This is a genomic window from Streptomyces sp. NPDC041129 (assembly GCF_055592265.1).
The window spans coordinates 223,857-247,021 of record NZ_JBVIYV010000008.1 but is presented as its reverse complement, the minus strand read 5'-3'; the positions used below and the strand labels follow the sequence as shown (position 1 = coordinate 247,021).

General features: G+C 72.2%; 18 protein-coding genes. 8 read left to right on the top strand and 10 right to left on the bottom strand.

Going from position 1 to position 23,165, the window contains the following annotated elements; all coding sequences use genetic code 11:
* Nucleotides 1-42: 42 nt before the first annotated feature.
* From ACZ6B1_RS25065 to cyc2, 3 genes are all read right to left on the bottom strand, one after another.
* Nucleotides 43-1,170: an aminopeptidase P family protein gene (locus ACZ6B1_RS25065; RefSeq protein WP_468781850.1), complete on the bottom strand. Its 1,128-nt coding sequence runs from the start codon at nt 1,168-1,170 to the stop codon at nt 43-45.
* Nucleotides 1,171-1,267: 97 nt separating this feature from the next.
* Entirely contained in the window at nt 1,268-1,852 is a 585-nt protein-coding gene (locus tag ACZ6B1_RS25060; protein ID WP_468781848.1) for a PDZ domain-containing protein, read from the bottom strand.
* 167 nt (nt 1,853-2,019) lie between these two features.
* Nucleotides 2,020-4,182 carry a germacradienol/geosmin synthase Cyc2 gene (gene cyc2 / locus ACZ6B1_RS25055; protein ID WP_468781846.1) on the bottom strand — a complete coding sequence of 721 codons (2,163 nt, stop codon included), beginning with the start codon at nt 4,180-4,182 and terminating at the stop codon, nt 2,020-2,022.
* A gap of 228 nt (nt 4,183-4,410) precedes the next feature.
* Between cyc2 and ACZ6B1_RS25050 the strand changes: the two genes are divergently transcribed.
* Nucleotides 4,411-5,673, top strand: coding sequence for a cytochrome P450 (locus tag ACZ6B1_RS25050; RefSeq protein ID WP_468781844.1), 1,263 nt, complete (start codon nt 4,411-4,413; stop codon nt 5,671-5,673).
* On the opposite strand, the gene ACZ6B1_RS25045 is transcribed toward ACZ6B1_RS25050, so the two are convergent.
* Nucleotides 5,650-6,849: a damage-control phosphatase ARMT1 family protein gene (locus ACZ6B1_RS25045; protein ID WP_468781842.1), complete on the bottom strand. Its 1,200-nt coding sequence runs from the start codon at nt 6,847-6,849 to the stop codon at nt 5,650-5,652. The two genes, ACZ6B1_RS25050 and ACZ6B1_RS25045, sit on opposite strands and share 24 nt — an antisense overlap.
* Before the next feature lie 21 nt (nt 6,850-6,870).
* Nucleotides 6,871-7,518 (bottom strand): ScbR family autoregulator-binding transcription factor, encoded by a 648-nt coding sequence (locus tag ACZ6B1_RS25040; RefSeq protein WP_468781840.1) that lies wholly within the window; start codon nt 7,516-7,518, stop codon nt 6,871-6,873.
* Between the two features lie 399 nt (nt 7,519-7,917).
* On the opposite strand from ACZ6B1_RS25040, the gene ACZ6B1_RS25035 reads away from it, so the two are divergent.
* Nucleotides 7,918-8,844 carry a lytic polysaccharide monooxygenase gene (locus ACZ6B1_RS25035; protein ID WP_468781838.1) on the top strand — a complete coding sequence of 309 codons (927 nt, stop codon included), beginning with the start codon at nt 7,918-7,920 and terminating at the stop codon, nt 8,842-8,844.
* 17 nt (nt 8,845-8,861) lie between these two features.
* Here the strand turns inward: ACZ6B1_RS25035 and ACZ6B1_RS25030 are convergent, their stop codons facing one another.
* Nucleotides 8,862-9,515 carry a Tat pathway signal sequence domain protein gene (locus ACZ6B1_RS25030; protein ID WP_468781836.1) on the bottom strand — a complete coding sequence of 218 codons (654 nt, stop codon included), beginning with the start codon at nt 9,513-9,515 and terminating at the stop codon, nt 8,862-8,864.
* A 633-nt stretch (nt 9,516-10,148) separates the two neighbouring features.
* On the opposite strand from ACZ6B1_RS25030, the gene ACZ6B1_RS25025 reads away from it, so the two are divergent.
* Nucleotides 10,149-10,829 (top strand): DUF6230 family protein, encoded by a 681-nt coding sequence (locus ACZ6B1_RS25025; protein ID WP_468781834.1) that lies wholly within the window; start codon nt 10,149-10,151, stop codon nt 10,827-10,829.
* Nucleotides 10,826-11,257 carry a DUF6114 domain-containing protein gene (locus ACZ6B1_RS25020; RefSeq protein ID WP_468781832.1) on the top strand — a complete coding sequence of 144 codons (432 nt, stop codon included), beginning with the start codon at nt 10,826-10,828 and terminating at the stop codon, nt 11,255-11,257. Before ACZ6B1_RS25025 ends, ACZ6B1_RS25020 begins: the two co-directional genes overlap by 4 nt.
* 33 nt (nt 11,258-11,290) lie before the next feature.
* Here ACZ6B1_RS25020 and ACZ6B1_RS25015 read toward each other — a convergent pair whose 3' ends face one another.
* The 4 genes from ACZ6B1_RS25015 to ACZ6B1_RS25000 all read right to left on the bottom strand — a co-directional run bounded on the left by ACZ6B1_RS25015 (nt 11,291) and on the right by ACZ6B1_RS25000 (nt 14,794).
* A complete protein-coding gene (locus ACZ6B1_RS25015) occupies nt 11,291-12,250 on the bottom strand; it encodes an ABC transporter substrate-binding protein (protein ID WP_468781830.1) in 960 nt (319 codons plus the stop codon).
* Between the two features lie 104 nt (nt 12,251-12,354).
* Nucleotides 12,355-13,023, bottom strand: a complete 669-nt coding sequence (locus ACZ6B1_RS25010; RefSeq protein ID WP_468781828.1) for an ABC transporter permease — start codon at nt 13,021-13,023, stop codon at nt 12,355-12,357.
* Nucleotides 13,020-13,673 (bottom strand): ABC transporter permease, encoded by a 654-nt coding sequence (locus tag ACZ6B1_RS25005; RefSeq protein WP_468781826.1) that lies wholly within the window; start codon nt 13,671-13,673, stop codon nt 13,020-13,022. Before ACZ6B1_RS25005 ends, ACZ6B1_RS25010 begins: the two co-directional genes overlap by 4 nt.
* Nucleotides 13,670-14,794, bottom strand: coding sequence for an ABC transporter ATP-binding protein (locus tag ACZ6B1_RS25000; protein WP_468781824.1), 1,125 nt, complete (start codon nt 14,792-14,794; stop codon nt 13,670-13,672). Before ACZ6B1_RS25000 ends, ACZ6B1_RS25005 begins: the two co-directional genes overlap by 4 nt.
* A 166-nt stretch (nt 14,795-14,960) precedes the next feature.
* On the opposite strand from ACZ6B1_RS25000, the gene ACZ6B1_RS24995 reads away from it, so the two are divergent.
* The 4 genes from ACZ6B1_RS24995 to fxsT all read left to right on the top strand — a co-directional run bounded on the left by ACZ6B1_RS24995 (nt 14,961) and on the right by fxsT (nt 23,153).
* Complete coding sequence (locus ACZ6B1_RS24995) at nt 14,961-16,031, top strand: phosphorylase family protein (protein ID WP_468781822.1); 1,071 nt, start codon at nt 14,961-14,963, stop codon at nt 16,029-16,031.
* A gap of 104 nt (nt 16,032-16,135) precedes the next feature.
* A complete protein-coding gene (locus ACZ6B1_RS24990; RefSeq protein WP_468781820.1) occupies nt 16,136-17,626 on the top strand; it encodes a VMAP-C domain-containing protein in 1,491 nt (496 codons plus the stop codon).
* Nucleotides 17,623-18,777 carry an AAA family ATPase gene (locus ACZ6B1_RS24985; protein ID WP_468781818.1) on the top strand — a complete coding sequence of 385 codons (1,155 nt, stop codon included), beginning with the start codon at nt 17,623-17,625 and terminating at the stop codon, nt 18,775-18,777. Before ACZ6B1_RS24990 ends, ACZ6B1_RS24985 begins: the two co-directional genes overlap by 4 nt.
* Complete coding sequence (fxsT, locus tag ACZ6B1_RS24980; RefSeq protein ID WP_468781816.1) at nt 18,774-23,153, top strand: FxSxx-COOH system tetratricopeptide repeat protein; 4,380 nt, start codon at nt 18,774-18,776, stop codon at nt 23,151-23,153. The genes ACZ6B1_RS24985 and fxsT overlap by 4 nt, the downstream gene beginning before the upstream one ends.
* Nucleotides 23,154-23,165: the final 12 nt, after the last annotated feature.

Here is a 23,165-nt window from a genome sequence, read left to right as displayed (position 1 = left end):
AGCCGTTCCGCTCTGTGGTCGAGGGTGCTTCTCCCGGTCCGTTCAGTCCACTATGACCATCTCACGGGTCGTGTTGTTGAGGCGGCGGCCGCCGTCCCCGGTCACCGTGACGATGTCCTCGATGCGCACCCCGAAGCGGCCGGGCAGATAGATGCCGGGCTCCACCGAGAAGCACATGCCGGGCACCAGGGGCTGCTCCTCCCCCTCGATCATGTAAGGCGGCTCGTGCGTGGTGACGCCGATGCCGTGCCCGGTGCGGTGGATGAAGTACTCGCCGTATCCGGCGTCGGTGATGACCGCGCGGGCGGCGCGGTCGACCTCCTGGCAGGCGACGCCCGGCCGCACGGCCCGGAACCCCGCCTCCTGCGCGGCGCGGACGATGTCGTGGACCCGGCGCTCCTCCTCGGTCGGCTCGCCGACGTGCACCGTGCGCGTGGTGTCCGAGCCGTAGCCGTCCTTGAGGCCCCCGAAGTCGAGGACGACCATGTCGCCGGGCTGGATGACGCGGTCGCCGACCTCGTGGTGCGGGTTGGCGCCGTTGGGGCCCGAGCCGACGATGGTGAAGTCGACCTGGGAGTGCCCGAAGCGGCGCAGCAGGTCGGCGAGGTCATGGCCGACGTCGGACTCGCGGCGGCCGGCGAACGGCACCTTCCGGATCTCCTCGAACGCCTGGTCGGCGGCTGCCCCGGCGGCCGCCAGCAGTTCCAGTTCGGCGGCGTCCTTGACACCGCGCAGCATGGGCAGGGCGTCGGTGAGGGCCGCGTAGGAGGTGCCGGGCAGGGTGCGCTGGAGGCCCAGCAGGTGCATCGCCCAGGTGTTGTCGCTGATACCGAGGCGTCCTCGCTCCCCCAGGAGGGCGGCGGTGACGGCGTAGGGGTCCTTGGCGTCGGTCCAGTCACGCAGGGTGAGCACGGACGCGGCGGGCGCCCGCTCGGCGTCCGGTGCCTCCAGGGTGGGGACGACGAGCACGGGTTCGCGTCCGGGGGCCAGGACCAGCACGGTGAGCCGCTCGGTGACCGCGGTGGGCGTGTAGCCGGTCAGCCAGACCATGTCAGGGCCCGGTGCCACGAGCAGCCCGGCGAGCCCGGCGTCGGCGGCGGAGCGCGCGGCGCGCTCCATGCGGGCCCTGTAGTCGTCGGCGGTGAAGGGCGCGGGCGTGCTGCCGGTCATCCGGGCCTCCGAGCGCGGTCGAGTGACGGGGTGAAGCGGTTCCGGGCAGCATCCTGCCCGGCCGGGCCGGGCGGCGCGAGCCGATAGCGAAGTCCGGTCAGGTCACGACACCCGGTACGACGGTCAGCTGCTGGTAGCCGCCGCCGCTGTGGCGCACGGTGAGGATCACCGCGGCGCCCGGCCGGGCGCGGGACACGGCGCGGGCCAGGTCGGCGGCGGTGTCCACACGGGCGGCGCCGAACTGCAGCAGGACGTCGCCGCGGACCAGGCCCGCCGTGTAACCGGGGCCGGGCACATGGACGCCGGTCACGAGCGCGCCCGCCTTCTGGGCGTCCACGGCCTCCACACCCAGCGTCGCGCCGGTGGTCCGGAGGTCGGCCGGGTTCTGGAGGGCGGTGGGGGCGGTGCCGGCGGTGGAAACGGCGGCCGGGTGGCCCCTTGGCGGGGCCTGCTGTCGCAGCTCGGCCGGCCGGCTCATGCCGATCACGGTGGCGCCCACCGTGCCGATGCCCACCCCGCAGAGCAGCACGACGGTTCCGGTCAGCAGCCCGAGCAGCAGGGTCCTGAGCCGCCGGCCGCGCCGGCCCGCGGCGTGCGGCCGGCTGACGGCGGGTCCCTCGACGGTGTCCTCCCGCCGCTCCCGGCCGGGCATCGGCTTGGGCCGCAACACTGTCTGTTCCATGGTTCGCTCGCCTCCGGATGGTGCCTACCCGGGGCACAGGGCCGCGACGAGACACGAACGAGTGAGACTGGCCGGAGGGCGGCGCGGGGTAACCATGGGACCGGTGCCCGGACGCCGGCCGGCGCGTGAGCCGCCGGCCGGGTGGCCCACGGCTCACGCCCGGTCCGTCAGCCCGGGGACAGCACCGGCACGCCGGGGGCGCGGCCCGGCAGGAAGCCATGGGCGCGGCGACCGAGCCACTCGGCCTTGTAGCGGTCGACCTCCCGGTGCCAGTTCAGGATGCCCGCCATCCAGTTCTGCAGGTCCAGGACATAGCCGTCCATCGCCGCGCGCGCCTCGCCGGACAGCTGGAAGTCCTCGTACAGCACCGGCAGTTCGTGCGCGACGACGTGCTCGAACTGCCGCATCCGCTGGGTCGTGAGGTCGTGGACCACGCCGAGCGCGGCCGGGTAGTCCACGCCGAAGAAGTTCTGCACGACGAGCACGGCGTTGTGGATCTCGCCCTCGTACTCGATCTCCTTCTGGTACGAGAAGATGTCGTTGAGGAGGCAGGCGTAGTCGATCGCGGAATTCTCCAGGGAGCGCACCGGGCCGCTGCGGTAGACCTCCGGCGGGATCGCCGGGCCGTGGCCCACGCGGCACATGCTCAGGGTGAGGTCGGAGCCGAAGGTCGAGCGCCGCATCTCCAGGTAGTCGACCGGGTCGGGGACGCGGTGCTGCACCTGGTTGGACAGTTCCCACACCCAGCTCTCGGTCATGGTGTCCACGGCCGCCTTGAGGGTGCGCCGCTGGTCGGGTGTCATCTCCGCCGTCGTGCGCGCCCACAGGTCGGTGAGGCCGCGCTCCATGGCGCTCGCCGGGACGACGGCCGGTTCGCCCTCCACCGGCATGCAGGCGGAGAGCCGGGCCGTGGTCAGCCGGGCGGCGGCCAGATCCCGGCGGTGGCCGTACACCAGGGGGTAGTAGTCGTCGCCGTACGTGCCCCAGGCGAGCCACTGGGCGCTGAGGTCGAGGGCGTCCGCGGTGGCGTCCGGGTCGAGACCGGCGGAGCAGAGCGCGAGGTCGTACGCGGCGAGCTTGTCCTCGTCCCAGACGCCCTCGCCGAGGATGCCCGTGCGGTGCGACCAGGTGACGAGGTTGCGGCGGGCGGTGTCCAGATGGGGGCTCAGCGCCAGTTCGTACGGCATGTGGAAGTCGGGCAGCAGGGACGGGCCGACCTTCTGGTACGGCATGTGCGAGTGGGCGCGCAGACGTTCGGCGGCGGCCGCGGCGAGCAGTGCGCCGACGTCGGCGGCGGAGGTTCCGGGACCGCTCGGCGGCTGCCAGGGGGAGGCGGACCGGGCTCCCGCGTTCATGTAGCGGCTGGAGCGCAGGTGCCATTCGTGGCCGCCGGACTGCCAGTCCTGGAGTCCCTTGGCGTAGGCGGCCACCGCGGCGACCTCGCCGGGCGCGAGTCCCTTCTCCAGGGCGACGGCGGGCACTTCGGTGAGCGCCGTGTGCTCGAACTGGTGCAGACGTGAGGTGAGGATGTCGTTGACGGTCTCGGCGGCCTCCTGGGTGGTGCAGCCGAAGAAGGTCTCCAGCACGAGGACGCCGTTGCTGTTCTCGCCCTCGTCCTCGACCTCACGCTGGTAGGAGAACAGGTCGTTGCGCAGGTGGACCGCGTCGGAGAAGGTCTCCATGAGCACCCTGAGCGGCCGGGTGCCGGCGACGGCCGCGGGCACCTCGGCGGTGGCGTACTCCACCAGCCCCGCCGACCAGGGGGCGCCGCCCACCTTGCGGCGCATCTCGATGTACTCGACCGGGTTGGCGATCCGTCCCTCGTTGATGTTGGACAGCTCCCACAGGGACTCGTTGAGCAGGTGCTCGGTGGCGACCGAGAAGCGCCGGCGCCAGTCGACGGACATCGCCGGCACCGTGCGCCGCCACAGGTCGGCGAGGCCCGCCTCCACCGGGTTCTCCGGCTCCGGCACGGGCGTGGCGGCGTCGAGCGGCATGAACAGGGGCAGACGGTCCAGGTGGGCCTTTCCGGCGGCGCGGTCCTGGGTGCGTTTGTACATGTCCAGGAAGTGGTCGTCGAAGAAGAACACCCATACGTACCAGTCGGTGATCAGGGAGAGGGCCGGCCCGCCGCAGTCGGGGTGGGTGTAGGCGCACAGGAGCCCGTAGTCGTGCGCCTCCAGGTCGGCCTGCTCCCAGATCCCGGAGCCCTCCAGCATGCCCATCTCGCGTGCCCACGCCGTCGAGTGGGCACGAGCCTCGTCGAGGTGCGGATTGAGCCGCGCGGGATACGGCATGTAGAAGTGCGGGAGTTCGAACGGCTGCGTCATGGCGGGGCCCTACCCGGCGGCCGGGAGGGCCATCCGGGGTGCGGCGCATGATCACACCATCGCGTGAAATGCCATGGAAAGGGACAACTGGCCCGGACACTGCTGTCGTTGGCCGCCCGTGAGCCCGGTACGCGCCGCCGTGACCGTCCGCGCTCTTGCCGGGCGCCCCGACGCGGGCCACGGTTGGAGCGTGACGACCTTGCCGCGAGCGGACGGGGGCGGACCGGCGTGAGCGTGCGCGAGGCACCGCCGGTGCCCGACGTCTTCGACCCCCGCCGGTACGCCGCCGGGGTGCCCCACGCCGACTACCGCGTGCTGCGCGACCACCATCCGGTGGCCTGGCAGGAGGAGGCGGAGGTGCTGGGCTGGCCGGCCGGCCCCGGGTTCTGGGCGGTGACCCGGCACGCCGACGTGGTGCGCGTGCTCAAGGACTCCGCGACGTACTCCTCGCATCTCGGCGCCACCCAGATCCGGGACCCCGACCAGGACGACCTGCCGTTCATCCGGCGCATGATGCTCAATCAGGATCCGCCGGATCACGGCCGGCTGCGGCGGCCGGTGAGCCGGGCGTTCACGCCGGGGCGCGTCGGCCGGTTCGCGACGGTCGCGCGGGAGCGGGCGCGCACGCTGCTCGCGCGGGCGCTGCGGGAGGCGCGCTCGGGCGAAGGCGCGGTCGATCTGGTGGCCGCCGTCACCGACGAGTACGCCCTGCTCAACCTGGCAGACCTGCTGGGCGTTCCGGAGAGCGACCGGCGGCTGCTGCTGCACTGGACGCAGCGGGTGATCGGCTACCAGGACCCGGACGAGGCCGCTCCCCCGGTGCTCGACCGAGCGGGCAGGCCGGTGAATCCGCGGTCGCCGGCCTCGCTGCGGGACATGTTCGAGTACGCCCGCCAACTGGCCGCGTTCAAGCGGCGGTCACCGGCGGACGACATCCTGACGACCCTCGCCCACGACGAGGATCTCGTCGGCGCCGAGCTGGAGATGTTCTTCTTCCTGCTCACCGTCGCGGGCAACGACACCGTGCGCAGCGCGGCCCCCGGCGGGCTGCTGGCGTTGATGGAGCACCCGGACGCCTACCGGCGGCTGCGCGCCGGGGAGGCCGAACTCGGTCCGGCGGTCGATGAGTTGCTTCGCTGGCATCCGCCTGTGCTGACCTTCCGGCGGACGGCCGCGCGGGACACCGAGCTGGCGGGCCACCGGATCCGGGCCGGCGAGAAGGTCGTGGTGTTCCACGCCTCAGCCAACCGTGACGAGCGGGTCTTCCCCGATCCCGGGCGGCTGGACCTCACCCGCGCGCCCAACCCGCACGTGTCCTTCGGGGACGGCCCGCACGTCTGCCTGGGGGCCCATTTCGCGCGGCTGCAACTGCGGTTGCTGCACGAGGAGGTGCTGCGCGTCCTGCCGGACCTGCGGCCGGCCGGTCCGGCGCGGCGACTGGTGTCCAACTTCATCAACGGCGTCAAGTCATTGCCGGCGTGCCTCGCTTGACGCGTTCACCTGGATGAGCGCATGGGTGCCTGCGGTACGCCAGCGCTGTCCCTCCGCGGCGACCAGTGCGGCCTCGGTGGCCGCGGTGAGGCCGGTGATCACGTCTGACTTCAGGGTGCGCAAGGCGGCGACCGGGCCGGGGAATCCGGCTGTCGCGTCCTGGAACGACGTGGTCGGCGGCCACCGCCGGTCGCCCACCAGGCGCCGGTAGTTGAGGTCACCCTTGGCGACGGTCAGGGTGGCCTCGGCGAACTCGGCCCGCAGGTCGTCCGGCAGGTCGGCGTACGGCAGCGGGGCGCTGGAGAAGGGGTGGGCGCGTACCGTGACCCGCCCGTCGGCCATGGCCGCCCAGAGCAGCCGCCCGTACTCCCCCGCCGCTCCGGGCGCCGCGACGAGCCGCCGCAGGGCGTCGACCACGTCGGCGGTGGTGGCGTCGGAGACGTAGTACGGGTACGGCTTGACGTGGAGCACCGCCCGGCCGATCCGGCCCGCGCCGAGCAGATGGGCGATCAGCAGGAGATCGGGGACGAGTTCACGGCCCGCGTTGTCGGCGACCAGGCAGAGCGTGCCGACACCGGAGGGCGGCAGCAGCGACCACAGGGTTTCGCTGTCGTCGGCGACCAGGGCGGGCACCGGCCCGGCGGCCTCGGTGTCCCCGGCGGAGAGACGGAAGCCGAGGTCGGCGCGGTTGCCCCAGAGCGAGCCGTGCAGCAGGGCTCGGGCCCGGTCCGGCTCCGGCAGGTCGCGGAGGGCGTCGAGCGCGGTCAGCTCCTCGCCGGTCTCCGGGGCGTCGAGTTCGGCGCGCTTGAACGGGCGGAAGGGGTCGACGCCCTGCCAGGCGCCGGGGCAGAAGTAGCCGACGGCCTCGAGCAACAGACGGTAGAAGTAGCTCTCGGACCACAGCCACGGCACCTCGAACCAGGACCGGCCCACGTGGTCCTCCAGGCCCCAGGCGCGCCAGTGCTCCAGGTCGTCCGCGTCCTCGGGCAGCGGTTCGAGCACGCCGTCGACGCAGCTCTTCAGCAGCTCGTCCAGCGCCCGGTGCTGTCCGGGACCGTAGGGGAAGGCGTCCCGTACCCGCCGGATGATCGCGGGGTGCCGCTCGGCCAGCACACTGTGCGGGAACGAGCCGGGTTCGTGTCCGAGGAGCACGGGCGCGGCGGGGGTGTCTGGCATGCCGTCACCGTACCGCGCTGGTCAGCCGGTTCTGATCTCCCGCTCGAGCTGCGTGGCGAGGGTGAGGTAGCGGGGGCGGCGGTGCACCGGCACCACGCCCCGGATCATGAGGTACCACATCTCGGCCACTCGCCGGGGCAGCCGTCCGACCGGTTCGAGGGAACGGCCGGCGACCCGGGTGCCGATGAAGAAGCAGACGAGCGAGTGCGCGACGACGCCGACGTCCGTCTCGGGGTGCACATCGGCCTCGCGGACGGCGCCGGTGAACTTCCGGCCGGCGAACTCCAGCCACTCGGTGAACGGATGCCGCATGGGCGGCCGCACGGGGACGTCCGTGGTGGCGAGGCGCAGTCCGGCGCGCGGCACCGGGTCCTCGACGGCGAGCCGGGCGACGGCGAACGTGGTGCGCATCAGGGACTCCAGCGAGGAGTAGCCGCGGCCCTCGACGTCGTCGACGACCTTCTGCGCGGCCCTGGACTGGAGATCGAGGATGGCGTGGGCGAGGTCCTCCTTGGCGGCGAAGTGGAAGTACAACGCCCCCTTGGTGACCTTCGCATGCCCGACGATGTCGCTCAGACTGGTGCACTCGTAGCCCTGCCGGTCGAACAGGTCGGCGGCGGCCGTGATGATCGTCGCCCGCGTCTGCTCCGCACGTAACTGCCTCGCCATCGAATGCCCCCTCCTCGCGCCTCGACCGAACGGGACACGCGGTTTGTTTTGACCTCACGCACACGATAACTCACGGAACGGCGACGGGAGTCGGCCGGGCAGAACTTTCCCGAGACAGTTTTCGCTCAGCCCTGCGCCCCACCGGACCGTCCTTGCGTTCCGCAAACGGTTTCCGTCAGGAAGCCCCTGTTCCGCTGCTTCGAAGGTTTCCGGAAGCCAAGTACCGTCATACGAACAGGCGTCGCCCGGTACGCCACCGGCCCGACGGCTCGCCGACCGGCCGTCGGGTGGGTACGCACTCGAAAACAGCCGACACGGTCTGTGCTGAACGCGGCGGGCGCGTCTGCCGTACTGGATGCGGCAGACCTCGTTCCCGCGCCCGCCGAGGAGACGTCCCGGATGACTCGGATGACCGCCCGCCTGAGTGTCACGGCGGCCGCCGCGGTGGCCCCGCTCCTGCTCATGCCGTGGGTGGCGGGGTCCGCCCAGGCCCACGGCGCCCCCACGGACCCGGTCAGCCGGGTGTACGCCTGCTCGCCCGAGGGCGGCGCCGCCAACCGGTCCGCGGCCTGCAGGGCGGCGATCTCCGCGAACGGCGCTCCGTTCACCGCGTGGGACAACCTGCGCGTGGCGGGTGTGGCCGGCCGGGACCGGCAGGTGATCCCCGACGGCAGGCTGTGCAGCGGGAACCTGCCCGCCTACCGGGGGCTCGACCTGCCCCGGGCGGACTGGCCGGCGACCCGGCTGGCCCCGGGCGGGCGGCTGACGATGACGTACGCCTCGACGATCGCGCACACCGGCACGTTCCGGCTGTACCTCACCCGGCCCGGCTACGACCCGGCGAAGCCGCTGACCTGGTCCGACCTGCCCACCCGCCCCTTCGCGGAGGTCAAGGACCCGCCGCTGACGAACGGGGCCTACCACCTGGGGGTCACCTTGCCGAAGGACCGGACGGGACGTCAGATGCTCTACACGATCTGGCAGAACAGCAGCACTCCGGACACCTACTACTCGTGCTCCGACGTGGTGTTCCCGGAGAAGGCCGGCGCGGCGGCGAAGGCCACGAGGACAGCCGGGGCCCCGGAGGCTCCGGTGAGCACGCGGCCCACGCGGACGCCGGCCGCCCGCCCCTCGGCACCGGCTTCCGCTTCGGCCCCCGCCGCAACACCGGGCACCCCGTCGGTCGACGCCGGTGACGGCACACCGGTGGCCGAGGCGACCCGCGCGGACGCGGGCCCCTCGGCTCCGTTGGTGGCGGGCGGCGCCGCCGCGGTGCTGGCGCTCGTCGCGGGCGCGGTCCTCGTCCCGCGGCTACGACGGCGCTGAACGCCGCTCGTCGAGGCTCAGTTGACGTAGACCACGGCGCCGGCGTCCGTCACGGGGGCGTACTTCGCGGTGAAGTACCCGCTGGCGAAGCACAGGGACGAACCGGAGAACTTGGTGAACTGCTGGTTGGTGAAGGTGATGCTGCTGTCGCCGTTGCTCGCCGTGCCGGTCAGGCTCGCCGCCCGGTAGACACAGGTGACGGTGCCGAGCAGGGTGCGCAGCTTGACCGTGGTCTGGATGGTGGAGCCACTCGGCGGTGAGACGGTGAGGGTGCCGGCCGAGGTGACCGTCGCGGTGTAGGGCAGGTTGTCGACCACGATGCTGCTGACGCCCAACACACCGGTCACGTTGCTGGTGCAGCTGCTCGCGTCGAAGCTGTGGCCGGTGACCGATTCGGTGGCCGTGCCGGGGGCGTCCGGGTTGTCGGCGACCGTGGCGGTGAACTGCGAGGTCGTGCAGCTCACGCCGCTGGTGCCGGTCGCGCTGGAGTACAGGGTGGCGGAGGTTCCGGAGGCCAGCGGCGCGGTCAGGGTGTCGCCGACCGCGGCGGCGGTCCCGCCGGCGCTGCCCGTGGTCAGGACGGCGCCGCCGGCCGCGGAGGACGGGACGGCGGCGGCGACGGTGAGCGCGGTGGCGGCTCCGGCCAGGGCGAGGAGGGTGCGCGTACGCATGCGGGTGCCTCTCTTCGAAGTGGGGGTGATGTGGGGTGAGGTGGGGGGTTGAGGGTGCCGTCGAAAGGGATGGGGCCTGGCGGCGTACCGGGGCATGACGCCCCTCCGGTCGGCCGCCGTTGCCGGTCCGTGACGCCTTCTCCGTACGTGACGGACCGGCAGCGGCGGCCGATCGGTGAACCGGCGCGAGGCCGGGAAAGGGCCTGCCGACCGGGCCGGACGGCCGGGACGCGGCAGGGCGGGGCGCGAAGGGCGGTGGAGCGTGCCGGGCCGGCGTGATGCCGGGCGGAGCGGTGATCAGAAGAGGCCGGGAACGCGGCCGATGCCGCTCGGTGGATCCGGCGCCACGGATCCAGGGGAAACCAGGCAGAGTTTTAGACCTGATGGACCATCAACGTCAAGGCCTGCAACAGCAGTTGCCGTACGACCGCACCGTCGACACCCTATTTTCACAACTCCCTTGACCCTTCAAAGTAACCGGCGGTAACTTCCGAGAAGGCTACTGACGCGTAACGAGAAAGCCCTTGCATCCGCCGGGAGTGCGAGGAGGCGTACGCGCGACAGCCCCGTCCGCGCCAGGACACCGCGCCACTGGAGCCCGATCCGCATCGATCCACGCCCATGGGAGCAGACATGGCCTCGTCACCGGACCTCTCGTCCGCCGGCAACACCCCCGAGCACACCGCAAGCGGTTCCCCCGAAGCACCGGACACCCCCGGACGGGGGCGGATCCGGGCGCGCAGAGCCGCGATGATGGCGGTGCCGGCAACCCTGGTCGCCGCCGGTCTCGCGGTGCTGACCGCGCAGGGGGCGCTGGGCGTCCAGTTCGCCATCTCCGGCATGCCGTTCGTGGTGACCGCGGACAAGCTCGAGGGCACCGGGTTCGAGCAGTTCGGCGCGCTGGACAACATGATCGAGAACAGCCCGAACCAGGGGGACACGGGCGGCCAGGAGCTGGTCGTCACCTCGGTGGTGAAGGACGGCACCCTGACCAACCTCTGCCAGAGCGTCGACCTCGGCGGCATCCAGCTCGTGCTCACCGCCGGCGGCGGCTCCAGGCCGGTCGGCGTGTCGAACCTGGCCATCGACTCCGACGACATCAAGGGCAACGCCACGTTCGACGGGATCGAGATCGGCCGGGACGCCAGCACCTTCGACAAGGCGGACGTCCGGGGCCCCGAGGGCGTCTACGGACAGCAGGCCGACAAGGTCGTCATCACCGACCTGTACCAGCACAACTACGCGGCCACCGCCGCCGTGTTCAAGCTGCCGAACCTTCACATGCGGTTCGACGGCGACGGCTGCCCCCGGTGAACCGCTTCCGGCGGTGGAGGGGGAGCCGGCCGTTCGCGGGCGGCCTGCTGCTGGTGCTGGGGGGTGCCGAGATCCTGGTGACCATGAAGGCGCCACTCCCGGTGATCCTGCACATCGGTATGCAGGGCCTGGCGGGCTATCTGCTGCCGGTGCTGATGATGATCTGCGGTCTGCTGATCCTCTTCAGCCCGGGCCAGCGCCTCTTCTACTCCCTCACCGGGACCCTGCTGTCCCTGGGGAGCTGGCTCACCTCGAACCTGGGCGGCTTCCTCGTCGGCCTGCTGCTCGGCGCCGTCGGGAGCTGCCTCACCTTCGGCTGGCTGCCCGACCAGCCGCCCCGGGTGGGCCGCCGCCGACGCCGTGAGCGGGCACGGGCGGCGGCCCAGGACGCCGGGGAACCGGTGCGGGCCTCCGGGGAACCGGTGTAGGCGTCCGGGCAACCGGTGCGGGCGTCCGAGGGGTCAGCTCAGGCCGGCGGAGTCGAGCCAGGCCTTGGCCACGTCCAGCGGGTCCTTGTTCTGCGACTGCACCTGGGTGTCCAGATCCAGCAGGGTCGCCGTGTCCAGCTTGGCGGAGACGGCGTTGAGCGCGTCGACGCCCTTCCGGGAGAGCTCACCCTTGCGGACGAGCGGCTGCACGTTCTCGTAGCCGAAGAGGTTCTTCGGGTCCTGCAGGACGACGAACTTCTCCTTGGAGATGGTCGGGTCCGTGGTGAAGATGTCCGCGGCCTGCACGGCGTTCTTCTTCAGCGCGGCCTGGGTGAGCGGACCGCCCGCGTCCAGCGCCTTGAAGGACTTGAACTGGAGCCCGTAGACGGACTTGAGGCCCACCAGGCCCTGCCGGCGGGTCTGGAACTCCGGCGAGGCGCCGATGGCCAGGTCCTTCGCCACGTCCTTCAGGTCGGCGATCGAGGACTTCTCGTTGAGGTGGTACTTCTCGGCCGTGGCCGCGTTGACCGTGATCGAGTCCTTGTCCTCGGCGGGCGAGGGCTCCAGCAGGGTGAGCTTCGAGTGCAGTTTGGCCTCGATGGCCGAAGTGGTCGCCTCCAGCGTCTTCGGAGCGGCCTTCGGGTCCAGATAGGCCAGCAGGGCGCCGTTGTACTCGGGCAGGACCGTGACAGAGCCGTTCTTGAGGAGACCGTAGGTGGTCTCCCGGCTGCCGATGTTCGGCTTGTAAGTGACCTTGATTCCCTTGGCCTTGAGGGCTTCGCCGTAGATGTCCGCGAGCAGGATGCTCTCGGCGAAGTTGTTGGATCCGACGACGACGCTGTCGCCACTCGCGTTGCTGTCCGTCAGGGGGTTGTCGGCCTTGCCGTCGGAGGAGTTGCATCCCGCCAGCAGCGCCGTCGCCGCCGCGAGGGCGACAACGGCCGCGCCTCGGTTCCTCCGGATGGACCTGCTGATGCGGTTGGATGAAGTCACCCACCGATCCAATCCAGCCGGTTCTGACTCAGTCAAGTGATCTCGGGTCACCGATTGGCTTCGATCCGCGACCGGTTGAGGGCGCATGGTGACGGACCGCCGGCTCAGCCGCTCCTGCGCACCCCCGGCGAGACCGCGATCCGGGACCCGGCCCAGAACAGCCCGAGGGTCGCCAGCGCCATCCCGACGACCAGGGTGGCGCCGCCGACGACCTTCTCGTAGTCCCTCTGCGCCAGGCCGTCGATGATGTACCGGCCGAGGCCGCCGAAGCTGACGTAGGCGGCGATGGTGGCCGTGGAGACGACCTGGATGGCCGCCGTCCGCAGACCGCTGAGGATCAGCGGCAGCGCCACCGGGAGTTCCACCTGGAACAGGATCCGCGCCTCCGGCATCCCCATGCCCCGCGCGGCGTCCACCGGGGGCGGGTCGACGGAGCGGACCGCCTCGTAGGAGGTGACGAGGATCGGCGGTACGGCGAGCGCCACCAGCGGGATCATGACCGGCAGCAGACCGAACCCGAACCAGGTGAACATCAGCACCAGCAGACCGAAGGTCGGCAGCGCCCGGGCCGCGGTGGCGATGGACGCCAGCGCGTTGCCGCCGCGCCCGTGGTGTCCGGTCACGAGTCCGACGGGCAGCCCGATCACGGCGGCGATCCCGACGGCCTCCAGGGAGTACAGGACGTGCTCGCCGACCCGGGTGGGGATGCCGTCCTGGCCGTGCCAGTGGGCGGCGTCGCCGAAGAAGGCGTGGGCGAAGTCGAATACGTTCACCGGGTGGCACCCTTCCGCGGCATCCAGGGGGTCAGCAGGGCACGGACCAGGACCAGCGCGGCGTCCACGAGGATGCCCAGCACCGCCGTGGTCAGCACGGAGTTCACCGCGAGCGGCGGCCGGTGGTAGATCTGGGCGTCGTTGAGCAGGTTGCCGAGCGCGCCCTGGTTGCCGATCAGCATGCCGATGCTGACGAGGGAGATGCTCGACACGGCCGCGACCCGCAGGCCCGCGACGATGGCCGGCACCGCGATGGGCAACTGCACCTGGAGATAACGCCGTACGGGTCCCAGCCCCATGGCGGTGGCGGCGGCCAGGGTCTCCGGCGGGACCGAGCGGACGCCGTCCACGATCGCGGGGACCAGCACCACCAGGCTGTACACCGCGAGCGGGATCATCACCGTGGTCTCGGTCATGCCGGTGTAGTCGATGAGCAGCACGAAGAACGCCAGCGACGGGACGGCGTAGAGCACGGTGGTCACGCCGAACACGGGCGCGTAGAGCCAGCGGAACCGCACGCAGAGCTGGGCGACGGGCAGCGCCACCAGCAGCCCCGCCAGCACCGGCAGCAGCGCCTCGCGCAGGTGCAGGCCGATCAGGCCGAAGTAGCCGTACTGGAGGTCGCTCGGGATGTCGAAGAAGCCGGTCATCGCCCGGCCTTCGCGTCCTGGCGGTCCTCGATGTGGGCGGCGCGGATCGCCTCGCCGATGACCTGCTGGGAGACCACGCCGACGGCACGGCCCTCGCCGTCCACCGCCACGGCCCAGCCGGACGGGGAGAGCACGGCCCCGTCGAGCGCGGTGCGCAGCGAGTCGGTGCCGGGCAGGAACGGCCGCCCGTACGGCAGCAGCCGGTCCCGGTCGATCCGCCCGGCGGTGAGCTCGTCCGGCGCGCCCCAGCCCAGCGGCCTGCCGTCGGCGTCCGTCACGAGGCGGTAGGGCGCCGGGCCACCGGCGGCCAGCCGCTCGGCGTCGGCGTCGAGCGGGACGACGGGCCCGGTCTGCAGCTCGAGTGCGGCGGAGGAGAAGAAGGACAGCCGGCGGATGCCCCGGTCGGCGCCGAGGAAGTCCTCCACGAACGGGTCGGCGGGGGCGCTGAGCAGTTCGGCGGGCGGGGCGAACTGGGCGAGCCTGCCGCCGGTGCGCAGTACGGCGACCGTCGTGCCCAGCTTGATCGCCTCGTCGATGTCGTGGGTGACGAAGACGATGGTCTTGCCCAGTTCGTTCTGGATGCGCAGCAGTTCGTCCTGCAGCCCCTTGCGCACGACCGGGTCGACGGCGGAGAAAGGCTCGTCCATCAGCAGCACCGGCGGGTCGGCGGCGAGGGCCCGGGCCACGCCGACCCGCTGCTGCTGGCCGCCGGAGAGCTGGTACGGGTACCGCTTGGCGAGCGAGGTGTCGAGCCCCACCCGCTCCATCAGCTCCGCCGCCCGGGCCCGCGCCTTCTGCTTGCCCCAGCCGAGCAGGCGGGGCACGGTGGCGATGTTGTCCACGATGGTGCGGTGCTGGAAGAGACCCGCGTTCTGGATGACGTACCCCATCGAGCGGCGCAGGGTGTGGACCGGCTGCTGCCGGATGTCCTGGCCGTCGAGGAGGATGCTGCCCTCGGTGGGTTCGACCATCCGGTTGATCATCCGCAACGTCGTGGTCTTGCCGCAGCCCGAGGGGCCGACCAGGACGGTGATCGCGCGGTCCGGGATGTCGAGGGAGAGCCGGTCGACGGCCACCGTGCCGTCCGGGTATCGCTTGGTGACTGCGTCGATCCGTATCAAGACGTTGCGTACCCTTCGGTTTCTGGCGGAGCCTTGGCCGTTGCCAAAAGAGTCTAGACGTCGGACGTCGCGGCACGTCGGCGGGCGAGTGGCCGCCTCCCGGACGGTTCCCCTGCTCACGCGGATCCCTCACCATGGGGGTCCGGGGATGGGGAGGGGGCGGTCCGTGCGGGCGGAGACGATCGACGCGTTCGTGCTGACGGCGATCGAATGCGAGTACCTGGCCGTGGTCGGCCATCTGGAACCGGGCCGCGACAGGCGCACGGCCGACGGCGCGGTCCACGAGATCGGCCACTTCGCCGGGCACCACGGCCGGCTCACCGTCGGTGTGCAACTAGCGGGACCGGGGAACGAGTTGGCGGCGGTACTGGCCGAGCGCGCGATCGCCCGGTTGCGTCCCGCGGTCCTGCTCCTGGTGGGGGTCGCGGGCGGCCGCAAGGACGCGCGGCTCGGGGACGTGGTCGTGGCGGACACCGTGTACGGCTACGAGAGCGGCCGCGACGAGCGGGAGGCCTTCCGGCCCCGCGTCAAGTCCTGGCCGTCGGCCTTCGCCCTGGTGCAGCGGGCCCGGCTGGTCGCGGCCGACCGGCACTGGCAGCGACGTATCGCACCGCCGCCCGAGGAGACGCCGGCCGCGTACGTCGGTGCGCTGGCCGCCGGTTCGAAGGTGGTCGCGCACGCCGAGTCGGCGTCCGGACGGCTGCTCGCCGAGGTGGCCGGCGACACTCTGGCCGTGGAGACGGAGGGGCTCGGCCTGCTCACGGCGGCCCGGACCAACCCCCAGGTGCGGGCCCTCGTCGTCCGAGGGGTGTCCGACCTGCTGGGCGACAAGGACGCGGCCCACGACACCCACTGGCAGCCGGTCGCCGCGCGCCACGCGGCCGCGTTCGCCTTCGAGCTGCTGGCCTCCCTGGACACCCCGGCACGACCGGCGCCAACGCCCCGCACGGGGGCGGCCCTCTCCACCCGCCAACTGGGCGAACTGACGACGCTGCTGCTCGACGTGCCGGGCATCGGCGCGCCCGCCGCCTGGCAGCAGCTCCTGGACGCCCTGCCCGGCATCGGCGTCCTCACCAGCCGCCAGCACAGCGTCCGCCTGGAGGCGCTTTCGCTGCTGCGGACCTGCGAGTCGATGCGGGGATGGGAGCCGCTGATGGACGCACTGGACGCGCTGTGGCCCGGGACCCCGGCGGTCGAGGAGGTTCGAAGTTACTTGATGGATCGTCAACTTATCTGAATGACAAGTGTGTTGGGAAAATGAACAGTTGCCGGGCGTTCACCCGAACCGCTTGGCCCGGGCCGAGGGCTGTGGAAGAGTGCACGGCCACGAAGGGATGAGAGATGACTGCCTACGGGGGCGGCGGTCTCGGACTCGTACGGGAGTTTGCGGAAGCCTTGGGCAGGTGTGCGAGCTTACAGGAGCGCGGTTCCAGGGCGCTGTGCCTGCGGCTCATGGCCAAGGAGCTCGGCACGCCACCTCCGGTCCGGGAGTACGACGTGGCGCACTACTTCCTTCTGGAACTCGCCTCGGTCTGCCTGGAGAACCCGAGGACGATGCGGGCGCTGCTGGAGGCGCTCAGGGCGTTCAACGAGGACGTCGACGAGATCCGGGCGCTCACCGACGACCTGCTCGCCGACCCCGCGCTCCCGGTGGACGAGGTCCTCTCGCTGCGGCCGCTGCTCGACGGGCTCGCGCCGCCCAACCTGCCCGCGCTGTGCCGCAGGGCCGTCGCCGACCTGCGGCCGGTTCCCCCCTACCCCGACGCCTGGAGCGCCTTCGAGGGGCTGAGCCGGCTCAACGCCCGGCCGGACGGGCTGCCTCCCACCCTCGCCTTCGTCGAGTACGTGGCCGCCGAGGCCCCGCACGACCGCAGCTTCACGCTGCGGGCCTGGAACGACACCCAGGCGCAGGCCCTGTCCCTGCTCACCGAGCTGCGCAGCCTGCGCCAGCAGGCCGCGTACGCGTCCAGCCCCGAGCCGGGCAACGCCTATCTGGTGGTGCGGCTGCTGCGCAGGGAGGAGCCGGGCCGTTATCTGCTCACCTCGTGGCGCCACTACGACCCGGACGCCCCGGACTCCTGGCGTCCACGTCAGGAGGGGAGCGTGGAGGTGACGGCGGCCGAGGCGGAACGCGAGGTCGAGCGGCTGGTGTTCGCGGCCGACGAGGACTGGGCCCGGGACGCCGACCGCATCCACGTGGAGTTCCTTCTGGGGACGGACGATCTGACCCTGCCGGTGCACCGCTTCCGCACCGAGCTGGACAGCGATCCGGTGTCGTACCTGAGCGTCGGGTACTGCGTCGTCGTGCGCAGCCTGCAGCGCAGCCGGACACCCCGCTGGTACCGGCCCTGGCGGCAGCGCTGGGCGGCCGTCCGGGACACCCCCGAGCTGGCCCGCCCCCTGGTGGTGGGCGGACGGCGGCCCGAGGACCCGCGGTGCGGGGACGTCTCCGGACTCGACGCCCGCCTGAAGGGGGACAGATCGGTCGGCTGCCTCGTGCTGTCCCGGCCGCCGGAGGGTGCCGGCGAGGGGGCGCAGGAAGCACTCGTCGCCCTGAGATGCGGGGTTCCCGCCCTCCTCTGGGATTCGCGGGACAGACGTGACCTGAGCACACCGCCGGACGTTGTGCAGTCCGACAACGCGTTGCTCCGCGACCTTTCAGGCCTCCGCGAGGCCGTGACAGAATTGCGAACCGAAGCCCACGGGGGTTCCTTGAACGGCCGCGACGATCATCCGGGGCACCATCTGGTACTCCTGTGGGACGACCCGACGAGGCCGGTCGAGAGCCCTCAGCCGTTGACGGGACCGGACCAGGGGGTGGACGGTCGATGACCGGCGCTGCCCAATTCGAGGGGAACGGCACGGCGGCCGGTTCCGCGCGCCTTCCGCGGCCCTGGTGGATCTACCGGGGCACCGGCCTGCCGCTGCACGACATCGAGCTGTCCGACGTACTGCCCGGGCCCCCGCCCTGGCGGACGTTCACGGGTTCCTCCCCGTCCGCGGACGGGGACGGGACCGGCGGGGCACAGGCGCCGGTGGAGCCGCCCGCGCCGCCGCAGGACGAGGCCGAGCTGCGGCGCAGACTCGGGGCGACCCGCGAGGGCATGGTGGCCGACCCCACCGAGGTCGATCTGGTGAACGCGGCGCTGATCCTGCGCCGGCCGCTGCTGGTCACCGGGCGCCCCGGCACGGGCAAGTCGTCACTGGCCTACCGGATCAGCCGTGAACTGGGGCTGGGACGGGTGCTGCGCTGGCCCGTCACGTCCCGGACCACCCTCTCCTCCGGCCTGTACCGCTACGACGCCGTGGGCCGGATCCACGCGGCGGCCACCTCGGACTCCCGGGCCACGGTCCTGGCCGACGCGCCGTCCGGTGCCGGTGACGCGCCGTCGTCCGACATCGGCGCCTTCCTCGAACTCGGACCGCTGGGGACGGCGTTGCTGCCCCACGCGCTCCCCCGGGTGCTACTCGTCGACGAGTTCGACAAGAGCGACATGGACCTGCCCAACGACCTCCTCGACGTGTTCGAGGCGGGTGAGTTCACCATCCCCGAGCTGGCCCGGCTGCGCGGCCACCGTCCGGTGGTGGAGGTGCGGTCCGACGACCCTGACCGCACGGTCCTGATCCGGGACGGCCGGGTCCGGTGCCGGGAGTTCCCGCTCGTCGTCATCACCAGCAACGACGAACGCGAGTTCCCGCCGGCCTTCCTGCGCCGCTGTCTGCATCTGCACGTCAGGGAACCCGAGCGGGACCGGCTGGCCGACATCGTGGCCGCGCACCTCGGGTCACGGGACGACGATCCCCGGGTCGCGGAACTCATCCGTCTGTTCGCCGAGCGCAGCGCGCAGGAGAACGGCCTGGCCACCGACCAGTTGCTGAACTCCATCTGGCTCGCGACGTCCGGCGCCTACTCCCGTGGCGCCGACTGGGAAGCACTGCTGCGGGCGGTCTGGCACCGGCTCGACGGCGTGAGAGAGCCGTGACGCGAGACGGCGGCACCGAACCGGCCCCTGCGGACCCGGGATCGTTCGGCGCCTCGTGGTCCGAGATCGCCGACGCGCTGATCCTGCTGGCCGTCGGCGCGGGCGAGGGCACCGGCGAACGCGCGGCGGACGGCCCGGAGCCGGCCCGGTCCGAGCCGGAGGCGGCCGATCCACCGCCGGCCGACGCCCAGGGGACGGAGGACGAGCACGGCGCCCCGCCGTCCCCCGCACCGCCCGAGCAGGGCGCCGCGGAGGACGAGACGGGCACCCGGACGTACGCCCCGGACCCGGACGGCACGGGGCGGGCCGACGCGCTGCTCGGCGCCCCGGCCGGGCCGGCGCCGGACGACGCCGTCCCGTCCACCGGCGGTCCGCACGCGCCGGTGCACCGGGCGGCCTGGCCCGCGATCCGGGCCCGTGAGCTGGCCCGGGCGTTACGCCCGTTCAAGCGGGCCACCGCGTCGGCCACGCAGACCGAGCTGGACGAGGAGGCGACCGCGGAGTCCACGGCGCTCAGCCTCCGCTGGGTTCCGCAGTTCCGGCCGCTGCGGGAACGGTGGATGGACGCCGTGCTGGTCGCCGACGTCAGTTCGTCGATGACCGTGTGGCGGCGCACGGTGGCCGAGTTCGAGCAGGTCCTGCGGCACACCGGCGCGTTCCGCGACATCCGGGTGCACACCCTCGACGGCGACCGGCTGGCGGTGTCCGATCCGCCCTGGCGCCTCGGGCGGTCGCCGCTGACCGTGCGGCTGCCCGACCGGGGGCGCCAAGTGGTGTTCCTGGTGACCGACGGCGTCGGGCCCGGCTGGCGCGGCGGACGGGCGGCCCGGCTGCTCGCGGAGTGGGCCCGGCACGCCTCGGTGGCCGTGGTGAACGTGCTCGGCGAGGCCGTGTGGCACCGCACCGGCCTGCCCGCGCACCTGGCGCGGGTCCGCGTCCCGGGGCCCGGCGCGCCCAACAGCACCTGGCAGGTGCGCGGTGGTACGGACACGGCGGTCGTCCCGGTGCTGGAACTGGCCCCGGCGTGGCTGGGCCGCTGGGCCCGGCTGGCCACGGGGCTGGCGACGGGCGCGCACGACGTGTGGGTGACCTCGCCCGGTGCGGGCCGCCAACCGGATCCGGCCGTCGTCGCGGAGCCGCCACCGGACCCGATGGAACGGGTGTCGCGGTTCCGGGCCGACGCGAGCCCGGCGGCCTGGGAACTGGCCGCGCGCCTGGCCGCGATCCCGCTCAACATCCCCACCATGGAACACCTGCTCCGGGCCGGCGGAGCGCGGACCGGGCCCGGCGAGCTGGCCGAGGTCATGCTGGGCGGCCTGCTGCGCAGGGTCGGCGCAGACCCGCTCGACGAACTGGACGTCGCCTACGAATTCCACGACGGCGTACGGGAGTTGATGCTCTCGGCGGCCGAGTCGAGGGACGAGACCCGCTATCTGCTGCGCAGCACCCTGGAACGGCTGGGCCGCAAGTGGCAGCCACTACGGGAACTCGGAGCCCTGCTGGACGACCCGCGGGCCTCCCCGGGGGACATCCCGTTACCCGAACGGCTCATTCCGTACGCCCACGTTCAGGTGAAGGTGACCAGGGCACTGAGCGGCCCCTACTTGGAATCTTCGCGCGTGCTCCGAAGCCGCTTGGAGCAGTCCACTTCCGCTCTCCCGGCCCAGACCGACCAGTCTGAGGTGATAAACGTGAACAATAGCCGCAATTCGGGCGCGGATCGACCCCAAGCCGGAGCGGCGAGCGATCGCACGGCGGATGCGCCACCGACCGACATACACGACTTACCCGATGTGTCAGATGATTCGATAAGAGGAGCACCAGTGTCAGTCCCCCTCGTCCGGAGCTCTCCGCCGACGGAGGAGCGTCGGGCCGGAGACCCGGCCGTGTGGAACGTCCAGCCCCGGAACCCGAGCTTCACCGGGCGGTCGAGAGAACTCGCGGCACTCCACCAGAGACTGACCACGGAGGGCGCGACCGCGGTGCTGCCCGAGGCGCTGCACGGTCTTGGCGGTGTCGGGAAGACGCAGATCGCCATCGAGTACGTGCACCAGCACGCGCCGGAGTACGACGTCATCTGGTGGATCTCCGCCGAGCGCCCGGAGCAGATCCGCCAGTCGCTCACGCAGCTCGGCGCGGCACTCGGCCTGGAGACGGGCGGCGAGCAGGAGATCACCATCGCGACGGTGCTCTCCGCGCTCGGCTCCGGCCACCCCTACCGCCGCTGGATGCTGGTCTTCGACAACGCCGAGGACCCCGATGTGGTACGGCGGTTCTTCCCCGCACAGAACGCCGGCAGGATCCTCGTGACCTCACGCAACGCACAGTGGGGCCGCATCGCCCGGACGGTCGACATCGACGTCTTCACCACCGAGGAGAGCATCGAGCTGCTCGCCCGGCGCGGCCCCGAGCTGCAGCGGGAGCAGGCGGCCCGGATCGCCCAGGCCCTCGGCAACCTCCCCCTCGCCCTGGAGCAGGCCGCCGCCTGGCTGTCGGAGACCGGCATGCCCGCCGACGAGTACCTGCACATCTTCGAGGACGAACGCGCGGACCTCGACTCCCAGCGCAGCGAACTCCTGGCCGCCGGCGTCCCCGTGGACTACCCGGAACCGGTCGCCGCCGCCTGGAACATGTCCCTCGGCCGGCTGGCCGAGCGGCACCCCGGGGCCCATCAACTCCTGCAGGTCTGCTCCTTCTTCGCGCCCGAGCCGATCCCCCGCCGCATCTTCGCCGGCGTCCGCGGGGTCGAACTGCCCGCCGAACTCACCCAGGTGCTGCGCAGCCCGGTCAAACTCGGCGAGGCGATCCGGGAGATCAACCGGTACTCGCTGATCAGGATCAACCACCGGGACGGCACCGTCCAGATGCACCGCCTGGTGCGGGCCGTCCTCGTGGGCCGCATGTCCCTCCAGGAACAGGCCGACATGCGCCACGCCGCGCACATCCTGCTCGCCAACTACGACCCGGTGGACGTGGCCCCCGCCAACTGGCCCCGCTACGCGGAACTGCTCGTCCACGCCCGCTTCTCGCGCGCCCTGGAGTGCGATGACGGCTGGGTGCGGGACATGGTGGTCAACATCATCCGCTATCTGCACCGCTCGGGGGACAACCTGACCTGTGCGGAGTACGGCCGTGAGGTGGTCGAGGCCTGGACCGCCCGCCGCGGCGAGACCGACCTGCAGACGCTCAACGTGGCCGGAACGCTCGGGCACACCCTGCGTGCCCTGGGCCACTTCAGGGAGGCCTCGGAGCTCAACGACAAGAGCCTGCGCCTGCTGCGCGACAGTGTCGGGGACGATCACCCTGACACGCTCGCCGCCATCGGCTCGGTGTCCCAGAGCATGCAGATCCGCGGCGACTTCGGCGCCTCGGTGGAGCTGGAGGAGGACCGCTGGCGCCGCGCCGTCCGCGTGTTCGAGGACGGCGACCCCACGCTGCTGGCCGCCGCCAACGACTACGCCCTGGCGCTGCGGCTGGTCGGTAAGTACACGCAGGCCCGGGACATCGACTCCCAGGCACGGGACGCCGCCCTCAGGTCGCTCGGGTACGACGCCCTGCTGACCCTGCTGATCACCAGCAACCTCTCCATCGACGTGCGGGAGTCCGGTGACTACCTGCGCAGCCGGGAGATGCAGGAGGAGACCCTGCAGCGGGTCCGGAACGTCATCAAGGACCGTGCCGCACCGGTGAGTCTGATCGCCGCCCGCACCCTCGCCGTGGCCCGCCGCAAGGCCGGGGACCACGCCGGTGCTCTGGAACTGAACGAGGAGACCCTGCGGCAGTACCGGAGCAAGTTCGGGGAGCGGAACCTGAACGTGGCCGCGACCGTGCTCAACCTCTCGATGGACCTGCGGCAGAACGCGGACCTGGAGCAGGCCCGTGCCGTCGGCGAACAGTGCCTGACCACGCTGCGGGACCTCCTGGGACCGCGGCATCCCTACACGCTCGCCGCCGCCGCCGACCTGGCGGTGACGCGGCGGCTGATCGGCGAGGTGGACGAGGCGCTCGCGGCGGACAGGGAGACGTACGACGCGCACTGTGCCGCTCTCGGCGCGGAGCACCCGGGTTCGCTGGGCATCGCGATCAATCTGGCGAGCGACCACTACACGCTCGCCGACTACGCCGAGGCGCTCGCGCTCGACGAGCGCACGCTGCCGCAGTGCCGGGCGCGGCTGGGCGACGACCACCCGGCGACGCTGGCGTGTTCGATGAACCTGTCGCTCGACCTGCGAGCCCTCGGCCGCGGTGAGGAGGCCCAGCGCCTGCACGCCGACACGCTGGAGCGCTATCGCTCCGTCCTGGGCAACAGCCACCCGGCCACCGTGGGATGCGCCCGCGGCATGCGCGCGGACTGCGATGTGGAGGTGCACCGCTGACGGCGGGGCCGC

Bases quoted from the DNA above. Each gene is read 5' to 3' on its own strand.
- ACZ6B1_RS25065 (WP_468781850.1), bottom strand. From the start codon at position 1,170: ATGACCGGCAGCACGCCCGCGCCCTTCACCGCCGACGACTACAGGGCC.
- ACZ6B1_RS25060 (WP_468781848.1), bottom strand. From the start codon at position 1,852: ATGGAACAGACAGTGTTGCGGCCCAAGCCGATGCCCGGCCGGGAGCGG.
- cyc2 (WP_468781846.1), bottom strand. From the start codon at position 4,182: ATGACGCAGCCGTTCGAACTCCCGCACTTCTACATGCCGTATCCCGCG.
- ACZ6B1_RS25045 (WP_468781842.1), bottom strand. From the start codon at position 6,849: ATGCCAGACACCCCCGCCGCGCCCGTGCTCCTCGGACACGAACCCGGC.
- ACZ6B1_RS25040 (WP_468781840.1), bottom strand. From the start codon at position 7,518: ATGGCGAGGCAGTTACGTGCGGAGCAGACGCGGGCGACGATCATCACG.
- ACZ6B1_RS25035 (WP_468781838.1), top strand. From the start codon at position 7,918: ATGACTCGGATGACCGCCCGCCTGAGTGTCACGGCGGCCGCCGCGGTG.
- ACZ6B1_RS25030 (WP_468781836.1), bottom strand. From the start codon at position 9,515: ATGCGTACGCGCACCCTCCTCGCCCTGGCCGGAGCCGCCACCGCGCTC.
- ACZ6B1_RS25025 (WP_468781834.1), top strand. From the start codon at position 10,149: ATGGCCTCGTCACCGGACCTCTCGTCCGCCGGCAACACCCCCGAGCAC.
- ACZ6B1_RS25005 (WP_468781826.1), bottom strand. From the start codon at position 13,673: ATGACCGGCTTCTTCGACATCCCGAGCGACCTCCAGTACGGCTACTTC.
- ACZ6B1_RS24990 (WP_468781820.1), top strand. From the start codon at position 16,136: ATGACTGCCTACGGGGGCGGCGGTCTCGGACTCGTACGGGAGTTTGCG.
- ACZ6B1_RS24985 (WP_468781818.1), top strand. From the start codon at position 17,623: ATGACCGGCGCTGCCCAATTCGAGGGGAACGGCACGGCGGCCGGTTCC.